10 protein-coding genes and 1 pseudogene are annotated in these 12,076 nt (G+C 33.7%); 6 read left to right on the top strand and 5 right to left on the bottom strand.

Annotation, left to right across the window (positions count from 1 at the left end; translation table 11 throughout):
- Nucleotides 1-51: 51 nt before the first annotated feature.
- Nucleotides 52-153 carry a YjcZ family sporulation protein gene (locus AB9L17_RS11840; protein WP_083226959.1) on the top strand — a complete coding sequence of 34 codons (102 nt, stop codon included), beginning with the start codon at nucleotides 52-54 and terminating at the stop codon, nucleotides 151-153.
- Between the two features lie 535 nt (nucleotides 154-688).
- Here the strand turns inward: AB9L17_RS11840 and AB9L17_RS11835 are convergent.
- Entirely contained in the window at nucleotides 689-1,045 is a 357-nt protein-coding gene (locus tag AB9L17_RS11835) for a hypothetical protein (RefSeq protein WP_375200700.1), read from the bottom strand.
- 711 nt (nucleotides 1,046-1,756) lie between these two features.
- Here AB9L17_RS11835 and AB9L17_RS11830 point away from each other — a divergent pair.
- On the top strand, nucleotides 1,757-1,888 hold the full coding sequence (locus AB9L17_RS11830; protein ID WP_139114411.1) for a YjcZ family sporulation protein: 132 nt from the start codon (nucleotides 1,757-1,759) through the stop codon (nucleotides 1,886-1,888).
- A gap of 240 nt (nucleotides 1,889-2,128) precedes the next feature.
- Here AB9L17_RS11830 and AB9L17_RS11825 read toward each other — a convergent pair whose 3' ends face one another.
- Nucleotides 2,129-2,311: a hypothetical protein gene (locus AB9L17_RS11825; RefSeq protein WP_375200699.1), complete on the bottom strand. Its 183-nt coding sequence runs from the start codon at nucleotides 2,309-2,311 to the stop codon at nucleotides 2,129-2,131.
- Between the two features lie 1,027 nt (nucleotides 2,312-3,338).
- Here AB9L17_RS11825 and AB9L17_RS11820 point away from each other — a divergent pair.
- Nucleotides 3,339-3,944 (top strand): hypothetical protein, encoded by a 606-nt coding sequence (locus tag AB9L17_RS11820; protein ID WP_374966758.1) that lies wholly within the window; start codon nucleotides 3,339-3,341, stop codon nucleotides 3,942-3,944.
- A 641-nt stretch (nucleotides 3,945-4,585) separates the two neighbouring features.
- Here AB9L17_RS11820 and AB9L17_RS11815 read toward each other — a convergent pair.
- Entirely contained in the window at nucleotides 4,586-6,088 is a 1,503-nt protein-coding gene (locus AB9L17_RS11815) for an SH3 domain-containing protein (protein ID WP_375200698.1), read from the bottom strand.
- A gap of 484 nt (nucleotides 6,089-6,572) precedes the next feature.
- Here AB9L17_RS11815 and AB9L17_RS11810 point away from each other — a divergent pair, with 484 nt between their 5' ends.
- Nucleotides 6,573-6,770 (top strand): hypothetical protein, encoded by a 198-nt coding sequence (locus tag AB9L17_RS11810; protein WP_068984152.1) that lies wholly within the window; start codon nucleotides 6,573-6,575, stop codon nucleotides 6,768-6,770.
- Between the two features lie 456 nt (nucleotides 6,771-7,226).
- Here the strand turns inward: AB9L17_RS11810 and AB9L17_RS11805 are convergent.
- A pseudogene (locus AB9L17_RS11805) lies at nucleotides 7,227-7,352 on the bottom strand (purine-nucleoside phosphorylase); the annotation flags it as partial.
- Between the two features lie 619 nt (nucleotides 7,353-7,971).
- Entirely contained in the window at nucleotides 7,972-8,424 is a 453-nt protein-coding gene (locus tag AB9L17_RS11800; protein ID WP_375200697.1) for a hypothetical protein, read from the bottom strand.
- Nucleotides 8,425-8,900: 476 nt separating this feature from the next.
- Between AB9L17_RS11800 and AB9L17_RS11795 the strand changes: the two genes are divergently transcribed.
- Nucleotides 8,901-11,054: a DEAD/DEAH box helicase gene (locus AB9L17_RS11795; protein ID WP_375200696.1), complete on the top strand. Its 2,154-nt coding sequence runs from the start codon at nucleotides 8,901-8,903 to the stop codon at nucleotides 11,052-11,054.
- Entirely contained in the window at nucleotides 11,054-11,776 is a 723-nt protein-coding gene (locus AB9L17_RS11790) for a DUF2290 domain-containing protein (protein WP_375200695.1), read from the top strand. Before AB9L17_RS11795 ends, AB9L17_RS11790 begins: the two co-directional genes overlap by 1 nt.
- Nucleotides 11,777-12,076: the final 300 nt, after the last annotated feature.

The following is a 12,076-nucleotide window of genomic DNA, read 5'->3' as shown; positions in this document are numbered from 1 at the left end:
CCTTTTCTACAACTATACATACTATAGATTAAAGAAAGGAGGGAAAAGATAATGGAATATTCAGGTAGCAACAACTCTAGTTCAAGATTTGCCCTAATTGTAGTGCTATTCATTCTATTGATTATTGTCGGTGCAAGCTTCATGCATTATTAATACTCGCCGACGCAAATATATCTGTTAATCATATTTTCACTAAGGATATACTAATTTACCCCTTTACCTTCAAAATATAACTCAGGGTCACTTTCCTCCGGTGACCCTAATCTACGTGAATAAGCGATTTGAAAGATGGAGAAGCTTTACTGCGAAACCTACTACACTTTCATCTTCCTTTGCTATTAGAATATCACGTTCTACGTCTTTTAATTAGCTCTTTATAATCAGATTCAGTCCTGCTCCTCATTTGCAATACAAACATCGATTATCATCAAATCCATCTCCTTCATTACAACTACTGGCTAAACGAACTATCAAGGATATAAAATACAAAAAGACCTGTACTCACATTAGATAATATGAATGCATGGCCCAGTGAGCTTGTTTGGCAAGAGTACTACTTCATTCTATAAAAGGCGTACACCACTTGAATTGGGTTAACGATATTAGTAGAAAAAATGACTAGTCAATCAATTTGAAAATATGTTCTAGTCATGTATTAACTCACAAGAAGTTTTTCTTCTTCCCTATTTCAAACAAAAAACGTTCGATGAAACTGTTGATGTAACACTGTATTTCCTTCTTGAGGCACTCCTGAATCATTAATCCCCCATGTATTAAAGATAACGGGATCAGAAGGGAAGACTGGATCACTAGGAAGGACAGGATCACCTGGGGTTATAACAAGCACCTCATAACATGGATCATTTGGAAGCCAAATATTTTGCGGAGTTGCGTGAACGACGAGAAGTTTTTTGGCTGGTATGGTAAACGTAAGAGGCGTTGGTGTGCCATAAAAAAGTGAAGGTTGAGATTCTCCACATAAGAACGCTTCTTTTGGCATCTCTGCTTGGGCACAATTTTGCCAATCTACTACCGATACTGTCACTGTCCGGGCTACGTCTGATTTATTTAAGAGAGAGACAACTATTTTCTCCGTCTCGGGATTTCTCCATATTGCTCCTGAAGTAAAATTGCTAGGAAATAAGATTGAACTGAACTACATCGACAATCCGGGCAGGAAGACAACTTATTTAACCGAAATATTTTTTTGTGACAATCACAATTGCAGCAAGAATCCATCATCACTTTACCCTCTTTTCAATCGATTGATAATAATAATAGAATATGGAAAATGATTCATAAGGTTTAGGTTATTATAAAGTGAAGAATAGACATTAAATAGAATTGCTTTTTTATCCAAAATGATAAGCTTTCTAGTAGAACTCCAAAGGGATAGTACATCAAATCAATCGTTTGATGAATCGACAACACAATTATGTACCAAGCATCATTTCTTTGTTCTGGCTGTAGATTGCAAAATAATTCTTTCTCTAAGGCAATACACTATGTAAAAGTGGCTATCCCGTCATAATCATAATATAAGCTAATTGTTAGCTTACACCGCCTTGAATTGTTACTGAGGGGTCACTTCGATTGGGTGGCCCTTTTAAATTCTCATCGAACGTTAGGTTATAATTATTTTCTAAATTTCTAATACAAAGGGATTTTTAGTTGGATAAATATCTCCTCCACTTTTTATAACGGTACATATTATAGACGTAGAAAGGAGGAATGCTTCATGGGTTACTGCGGAAATATGGGTAATTATAACAACAATTGTTACTATGGGGGTTATAGCTATGGAGGTGGCTATAACGGTTCAACATTTGTTCTAATTGTTGTTCTATTTATTCTTTTAATTATTGTCGGCGCTTCTTTCATATATTAATTTACAAATGCCTCTGTTGTATTGTCAGAGTAGAAAAAATAAGAGGGTAAAGCTTTCTAGCCTTACTCCTCTTCATTCAGGGTCACTTTGACAAAGTGACCTTTTAATTATCCTATTTTCTTTGAAATTTACCTCGGCATAATTGTGGACGTTTTAACTGATTACTATAAACGAACTGGAACGACAGTCTCTATATTGAAGGTGTTGTCGTTTCTAATTTTTTAGTAGATCCATTATTTATTAGTAGCCGTATGGACGTGGATAGCGTGGTGGATAGTATGGATAATATGGCGGGTAATACGGCGGATAATATGGTGGGAAGAATGGATAGAATGGGTAAAACGGATAACGGTCTCGTCTTCTTCGACGCCTTCCATAACTGTCATAATCCCAATCCCCATCGTTTCGGTCATAATATTGCATAATTTTCCCCCTTTCGATTTCGGTTTAGGATATGCGAAGCAAGGTTTGACCGTCTAAGCATTCGCCTATATTTGCCACCAGTGTACTTCGGTTGGTCAAATTGGGACTTCCTCATTTTGTGGTAGACGGTCGAAAAGTCGTGCACCCTGTTTAGTCTCCCTCTCGGAAATTATGAGTCCTCTTATTGGGTTTTTTGTTCAAAGTTTGTTTATGAAAATAATTTAGGATCGGGCGCAATTCCAAAGATTTAATTTCCAAAACAATAATGAATTTTCAACTTCACCAGTCTAGGGCTTGCGTATGATAACAATTCAGTACACGCAAGTCCTTTTGTTATGGTCCCCTCTTAATTGAAGATCCAATGGAGCGGTATTGTACATCATCACCGCAGACATGCTACGCTTTTCATGGCATACGTTTCACATTTGCCCCTTTTTAACGGGATAAAGGAAACAAAACGTTAAACACTAACCCTACTCACAAAGAAAAGGCTCAGGCAGGTGCTTTAATCAATGATGTAAAGTAAAGGCTAGTCTTTTTATAATTTCTTCCAACTACTAATCCCTTGATACGCTTATACCTGTAAGTATATTTAAATCGCTGTGATAATAAGTATAAAAGGATTGTACACAAGTCCTTTTGTTATGCTCTCACATTGACCCGAGAGCAGTCTGCCATCAAGTATCCATCTATCCCATACTCGAATCATCTGAGCACTGATCTGCGGGACTTAACAAAGCACCAGCTACCGGAACTTCTTCACAATTTACTTTATCAACTTACACACCTCTCCACCCCAACATTTGGAAATGTGTTAAACTAGACCAAACAACTGATCATTCAGATATCCAACGAACGGCGCAGATTAGCAGACTATAAGCAAAGAGCCATCGAAACGACGGAAAGAACAACTGAAGCGACGGAAGAACAACCAAGTGACGGAAAGAGCCATCGAAACGACGGAAAGAACAACTGAAGCGACGGAAAGTAGATTTTGGTTTTTTAAAATGAGCTCTAGGGGGGACTTATGTTAATTTCCACAATAATTTTGGGCTGGATAGGAATATTGATATTTTTAATTATTGTTTTTACATTTCAAAAGTTGGTTAAAAATAACGAGTTTGCTTTTTTGCATAACTTAATGGCATTGATGTATGCAATGTGGTTTCCTTTACCATTGGCTTTGTACCAATTATTAAATTCGGAATTTCTACATGTGGGGACAATATTTGGCTTAGTTTATTTAATTATGATAGTGATTACAATGACACTTCAAACAGGTCATATTACATATATAGTAAAACATAATGTTAATAAATCAATTACAGATAAACAAGGAGATTATATGATGGCAACATTATCTAATCCTTTCGAAGGATTGGCAAATGTTTTCAAAAGTATTTGGGCATTATTTTTAGGATTTACTTTCTGGAATAGTAGAGAATTATTAATGGCAAGTATTATGTTTTTATTCAGTTCACTAATTTTTTATTATTTATTTATAGTGCTGGATACAAGCTTAGTAAAACGAATCAAGTTTTTTTCAAAGGCAAAAGCCAATACACTTCTAATTAATCTTGAAACATTATTTTTCTTCATAGTTTTGATGATTTATATTACCTTTAATTCTTGAAGGAAGAAACGAACTTTGTGGAGATTTAAACTTAGACTAATGGGGCTTTAGTTTAATTAAGATTAGGACGAACCAATAATTGTAAATGCGCTATAATATACCAAACAACTAATTATTCGGTTATTCAACAATCGAGCCAAATTGCAGAACTTTCCAAACAACTATATCAAGAGAAAGATGAGGGGAAACAATGGACATATACTTTATTCTTAATATGCTCAGAAGTATTACTGCTACCTTTTTTCAAAATGGCATATGGGTAATAGGATTCTTTTTCTTATTAAATAAAACATACGAAAATGAAAAGCTAAAGCAAGTTTCTAAATATATTGTCGGTATCTTTTTAATATTATTATTTATTGACTCCGTAATGGTAAGTATATAGTCGTGCTACAAACAGGTGCTTCTCTCCAAAATGAACAGGACTTACGTGTATGATTCAACCTCATTACATGCAAGTCCTTTTGTTATGCTTCCTCAACCTCTCCTGTAGCTTCTCACAAGACTTTGTAGCTCCCATCAAGCAATCTCTTTCAATGAATTTAGTTATGAAAGGTTCGAGGAGGATCAAGAAAGGATTTATTAAACATAAAAAAGAAAAGATGACTTTTATAGTCACCTTTTCACTTGTAAGTAGCAATTTAGTTATTGAATATTTGTTCGTAACGGTGGAAGAATGCCACTGTGTGCGCTCTTGCTAGAGAATCATTTGGTTTAAACTCTTCATTTGTTTTAGTAGTTGTTAAACCATTATCACGAAGGAATTTAATAGCTTCTGACTGAGATACAGTCTTACCATAATGCATTGAAGCTAAGATACGAGCGAAGTTACCCCGTGTGATATCCTTCCCTGCAATGGCTTGTTTGGATGCTGTGTTTGCACCTAGGACTGGTAGAGAGTATTTTGTAGCCAGTTGGTAGTTTACGTCTCCATACCATGAAGTATTAGCTATCGTTGAAGCTAGTTCTGATGGTTTGAAGTAACGAAATAGGATAGATAACATTTGGTTTTCCGTTAAGTTATTGTACGGTTTAAGTAAGTTTTCGTACTTACCTGTTGATGGGTTTTTCACGTTTGGGTATCCACTGATGATACCGATGTTGACTGCCCACTTAAAATCCTCAGCCCAGTATTGGTTTGCATTGTAATCAGCAAACTTTGATACATCAACGTTTCCCGTTGTTGGAGGTGTTGGCGTTGGTGTTGAAGCTGAGTAGTTTAAATAACTTGATGCTACATACCCCTTTGTCCCGTCACTTCTTTTCACAGGATACCAAACAAAATGGTTTTTCTTCGTTGATACTTCTTCATATACAAAAGGACCCGTAATGGTAACAATTTCTCCTTCACGTAAAGTACCCATAGATGGACTATCCGTAGTAGGTCTTGTCCTTAATGTTACATTAGTAGTTGCACTAACTTTTTGATTTGTTTCAAAAAAATACTTTGATTTATTTAATGGTAAATCAAAATGATAGTTCATCGCTGAAAATTCAATATTTTCCCTGCTGTTAGAGTCATATTGAAAATGTTCGGGTAAAAAAGTTAGCTCCGTCAAGTCTATTAATTCCGATTTCTCAATAATTTGGAGAATTCTTTCTTGATAGGCATTTGCATTTCTTTCACCAGTTGCTTGGACAATTGGACTATTTACTGGCTTAGTACCGTTATAAGCCATGATAGCGAAGTACCAATGTTCCAGTACATCTCTTTCCCCACCGTTGATGCTAGGTAAATCCTTCCGCTTAAACATATTATTTAGAGTCTCTACACCAGCTTGAATATTATAGACAATATCGCTTTTTAGTCTATCTTGATTGTAGCCGGCTTGATTTGTAATTTGCATAACACCAATTCCATTATCAGCTGTCACAATCGCTTCACCATTCTTATCGAAATGACGCCAATTTCCACTTTCACCTTCCGCTATTGCCTTCACAATTTCAGGAGGAACATCATAAATCAGTGCTGTTTCGGTTAACAAACAGTTCATTGTGGAAAAATCAGGATTCCCTTTCGATGCCGAATCATAATCACATGAATTTGCAATATTATTAGCTAATACATTTTTATCTATATTTATAGATAGAGAGAGGGCACCAATGGCAATAACACTAATCAATGGTTTCAATATCTTTTTCATATATGAATATTACACTTCCTTTCATATTTTCTAAAGTTAAAAGATTCAGATATATGTTATCACAAACCCAATATTTAGGATAGTGGTAATAGTCAATGTTTCTTTCATTTAACAGGATTGAGTGATAAATGATAGCCCTAACATATATTGTTTAATATGGATTCTGTGAAAGGGTTGTAAATAGTGATTGTTGGATTTTTACCTTTTTGTTAAATATGTAAGCTTCCTAAAGTCCATTGAGACAAGCCCAAGCCAAATCTATCAACTGTTACAGGATCGTTAAATATCGTTAAATGGGTCTGTAAGCTTGCTACGATTGTTGTTGTAAGCTAAATCAAACTTAAAATGATTTAGACCTAATCGTCTCGCTATGAGTAACGGTCAAACGATTAAGTTGCACAAATCCTACTAATATCAAAAATACATTAATGCTCTCACTTGCTTCTTCATTTACAATTACATGTAAAGAAGGAGGAAATAGAGAATGGATTTTTTTATAGATAATTCAGTTATAAATAACATGGCAATTCAATTAGCTCTTATTCTAATAATCATGCTTGTAGCAGGTGTTGCTATAGGAGTGGTTTTGAAAATAATTAAAGCCCCACAGTGGGTTTTCAAACCTTTTATTACGTTAGCTATCCTAGTTGGAATGTACTTTGCGTTCAATATCATAACTTAACTTCACAAACCATCTAACGAATGGTCAGCACGGCTTTCATGATATTCTATTAAGGCGATCAAATCTATTATGGCATTGTGAAAGCCTCATGTGCTGAACTGCATACGTGTGGCATGGCTTTATCTGCCGTCATTCAAGTTCTGAACAGCACTCTTAGGCGAATCGAGAAATGAACATATGAATAGTTGGTCACTCGATTACGTTGAGCGCTGTTCAATCTCGTTAGAAGCAAGCAATGCTACAAACCTCTTCAGGAACATGCTTATACAAACAACCTTCAGCAAAAATATCCTAAGAATAGTGCTACGGAGCTTTTCAACTCTTTATAATCAAAAAAACCTCAACAGGCTCTCATTTATCGAGTCACCCATTGAGGATTAAAAATCTAATTAATTTTTAGTATAGTCCCTTTTAGTCCCTTTGAAATTTCTTCCAAACTACAAACCCTTGCTAAGCTTAGTCTTGAATTGCTGCTTCTAACGCTACAACGATCATATCGTTGAACGTTGTTTGGCGTTCTTCTGCTGTTGTTACTTCACCAGTTAGAATGTGGTCACTTACTGTTAGGATAGAAAGCGCTTGGTATATCAAGGTTTGCAATACTTTTAAAGGTTCATTACTTTCACACAAAATATACAAAAGCTGTATGGCGATTTTACTTTAACAAGAAAAATTTTAGTCCCTTTTAGTCCCCTATTTTTTAGGGGACATAATTACCATCGTAATGATATTATTCATGTCGTTTCGTTAGTAACTTCAATTCGTGTGAGTGCAACAGGTCAATAATATATGAGAAAATGACCACCTATATATCGGAAAACACCCCCTCTACTCCCACACTATGTAGCACTCCAATCGTACATCTGGATACACCTCTACTTCATTCTCAACGTACACAGGCTAGTTAAACACTCCTAGGAGCTACTAAAGATATCGCAAAAAGAAAAAGATAGAGCGGTTCCCTCTACCTCATATTTTGTCTATTCATTTTGAAAAAGCCAATCCAATTTCTTTACAGCATCATCGTAATCTACTTTCCCATAAATCCAAATTGTATCAATAATTTGCAACTCATTTTCAGACGTCCCAGGAGGAATCCGACATTTGCTCAGAAACTTGATGTTACTTGGTTTTCACTTAAGGTGTAATAAATTATGTAGAATAAAAATGAATGCATATATTCATTCTACATTTATACATGCTATCTGGAATGCTGTATCTCTTGTCTCTGCCTAACGCTCATTACTATAAATGTTAAACCTAATGTAGCTAGTGCTAGCCCATCATTTATATTAGGTAAAACATTTTGAATAAAATCCGAATAGTTCAAACGATACATTACATATGGCAACACATTTGGTAAGACAAAAAGCCCCACCACAAATCCAGAGATCAAAATTTTCCCAGTTCTCCTATATGATTGTTCTAATTTATTTATTTTCGATTTATCTATAGAGTCTACTTCACTATTAGCTAATTTTAACCTCATCTCGATTTTACTTGCATTATAATCACAAACTACAATAATTAGAGCTGTAATTGAAGCAGAAAACATAAAAGAAGAGTCTTCAATAATACCGACTAATTTAAGTAACGCTATAATAAGATATCCATACCCCGAATATTTAAAGATATCATGTACCTGTATATCCAAATTTGTTCCCCCTATCTATTCTTATTCTAGTAAACCACATAAAAAATAGATAGAAAATATAAATCTACAAAAGATGGAGAATTATGTATTAAAGTCGAATTTTTACGAATGAATACACATATTGAATTAAGGAATTTCTGCCGATCTTATGGAAAAGGAAATCCACGCCTTTTACAAACCCGTGGTATTTTAGTTTCACTAACACTAACTTTATTTGCACATCTTCTGTTTGGTTATAAACTTTTATATCTTTTTCTATCCAGTACTGAATGTAGTTTATCTTGGATTCTTTAGATAATCTGTATTTGCAATTAAGATTATCTATTCACAACTTCTTTAGAAACAATATGCCAGAATAACTAATACTTTAGTAGAGTCTGGTTGGAAACCTTTTATAGTAATATTTTATTACTAATTGATTTAAGGGAATTTATCTATTATTATGAAATTATTACATATAAGAGGAGTCAATATTAATGGAAAGACACATAATGTCCCCTGAGTATTACACCGATAGCTCAGCACAACAATTAGTCCAGTTTATTGGAGAATTAGAGAATGAAATTTCCTTAAATCTTCAAGAAGCCGTAATTTACTATCACCATCCTATTTTAAAAGAAATAACAAACGAAGAACTTCTTTATCCTGACGTAATGCTTATAAGCCCTTATCATGGTGTTATCTTATTTAAAATAAATAACGAGCATAAAAACCGTACATACTCATTAGAGTTAACTGACAATTATTTATCTCAACTAGAAAATGTGATTTTTTCCAAATTAGTAAAAAGTAGAACTAAAAAATTAAAGAAATCAAAGCGTGAACTTATTTTTCCCCTTGTCTCATATATATATGCTCCTCATCTTGTTGATGATGTAGATACATTTGATATCGAAAACGATATTATTGAAAACAAATCGCAAATCAAAACTATCTTTGAAGATAGCCTAGAGGTTCCATTAAGTAGCGAGCAAATTAAAGAAATTAATGCCATTATTGAAAGTACTTTAGGTCTAATCAAACAAATGGACAGAAGTTATTCTGATGAAATTGAAACTAAAGCTGATATATTAAGAAAATTAGAAGAAGAGATTGCAGCTTTTGACGAAATCCAAAAGTACGCTGCTTTTTCTCAATTAAATGGTCCTCAAAGAATCAGAGGTTTGGCAGGTTCCGGTAAAACAATAATCCTATGCCTAAAAGCTGCATTGCTACATTTAAAATATCCAGATAAAAAAATACTTTATACTTTTATGACTAAAAGTTTATACGATTTTGTTGAAAACTTAATAACTAAGTTTTACAAACAAATCGGTGATGGGCGCTTACCTGACTTAGCAAACGGGATTATCATTAGACATGCATGGGGTGGTAAAAATCTCAAAGGTGTATACTCGGATACTTGTAGATTCAATAATGTAATACCTGTTACATTTGAACAAGCAATAAAATATACTCCTAGAGAAAATGCATTTAATTTTATTTGTGAAAAATTATTAGCTGATACAAATGGTAAACCGGCTAAACAGTATGATTATGTATTAATTGATGAAGCTCAGGATTTTAAACCTTCATTTTATCAACTCTGTAGAGAAATAGTCTATAACGATTGTTTAGTATGGGGTTATGATGATTTACAAAATATTTTTGATGTAAATCTTCAAAATACTATGGGCACATTTGCTAATGAATATGGTGCTCAAGGAATAGATTTACCTCAGCTACTACAAGAACATCCAGACTTAGATAACGATATTGTGCTCTCGAAATGTTATAGAAACCCAAGGGAGATTTTAGTATTAGCACATTGCATAGGGTTTGGCATATACAATGATAAATTGATACAGTCTCTTGAGAATATTTCTCACTGGAATGACTTAGGATATTCTGTTCTGGAAGGAGACTGTACTAATGGGTCTCAAATGAAAATCATTCGAGAACAAAAAAATAGTCCATTAACAATATCTCAATTACAAAAGCCAACAGAACTAATCACTAAGTATTCTGCAGATGAGTTTGATGATGAGATAAACTGGGTTTGTGACGAAGTTGAAAAAGCTGTAACTGTAGATTGTTTAAGAGCAGATGATATTGCGATAATATGCTTGGATGACAGATTTAATAAAGGTTATTTTAATCACATTTCACAAAAATTAATGGCTAGAAACATTTATACTAATAATCTTTCAGTAAATAATTATGAAAAAGGCTATTATAAAGAAAATTGTGTGACACTTTCAACTGTATATAAAGCAAAAGGTAATGAAGCTTCCATGGTTTTTGTAATCGGTTGCGATGTATTCAATGCCAGTAAAGATACAATTAAAATGAGAAATAAAGCTTTTACTGCCTTCACAAGGACAAAAGCTTGGTTAAAATTAAGCGGTATGAATTGGATTGAGCATTCTCTATGGCAAGAAGTCGATAAAGTATTTAGTCACTCATTCTCACTAGAATTCACACATAAAGAATCAAGAATTATCCGTCGAGACTTACATGAAATGCATGCTAAAAAAGCTAAATACAGAGCGCTACAAGAAGAATATGAAAGAAAAGTTAAAGCATTGAATTTATCAGAGGAAGACTTAGCATCACTTGATGAAGATACTATTTCTAAAGGTGATATATAATGAATATTCCTTCTATAACAAGGTCTTATGATAGAGCAAAAAAATTTTTATCTGATTTCGAGCTATTAGAAACTGAAAATACTTCCAGACCTTTTAGTTTAAATTTTAATAAGTTTTCAAGTGAGTTCTTTGATTGTTTTCAAAGTGATAACTATTCAAATATTTACGCAACTTGTCTAGAAAATTCCGATTATGATTTGTTATTAAAAGACGGTTCCTTCTTTCAATTTAGCGCTTTGCCTAATTCTCCAAAAAGTATAAATATTGAGCGAGGCAATGCACGATTCGCATATTATCACAATCCAAGATTTCATTATTGTTATGAAGATTTTTTAACAAATGTTGTGCTCGCCGACGAACCTGAATTACACATGGAAGAAATAGGAGATTTATTTGCAGTAGAATATGAACAATATATTAGCGAAGCTCAATTAAAGAAAAACGTTACCCCTATTAGATATGATTATGATATTAAAACATATCTACCTAATAAACATGCTCTATCTCATTTTCATATAGGCTTTAATAATGACATAAGAATTGCTACAGACAAATTCATTTACCCTTCGACTTTTGTAGGTTTCGTAATACAGCATATGTATTACACTACTTGGAAGGAAATACATGATTTAAAGTATTTTTTCAAATCGTTTGAACCCATTTCACTGATTGACAATGACCTCTTCAATGAACATGACCGCAATTTAATCCATATAACATAAAACCATTAAAACGGGATTATTAACTAAGAAGTGGTTTTTTTGCTTCAATTAAGAATCTCGTTTTAATGTAAGACCCAGTCTTTTTTTAATATTCTTCCTCGAAATTAACCTTTAGTTTTCTTTCCAAAAGTTCTTACCGACTTGATACCTCCTCTACATACATAACAAATTACAACCCTTTTTTGTATAGCCTGTTGCTCAATCCCCACCGATTGCTTCAGGATCGGAATGTCCTACAGTTCTTTTCACTTCTTTTCTAGTATACATTTCACCAATAGTGAAAGGATATTTCACTTAAAT

Source organism: Lysinibacillus sp. RS11 (assembly GCF_042019215.1).
Taxonomy (GTDB): Bacteria; Bacillota; Bacilli; order Bacillales_A; family Planococcaceae; genus Lysinibacillus; species Lysinibacillus xylanilyticus_A.
This window is presented reverse-complemented; position numbering and strand designations above follow the sequence as displayed.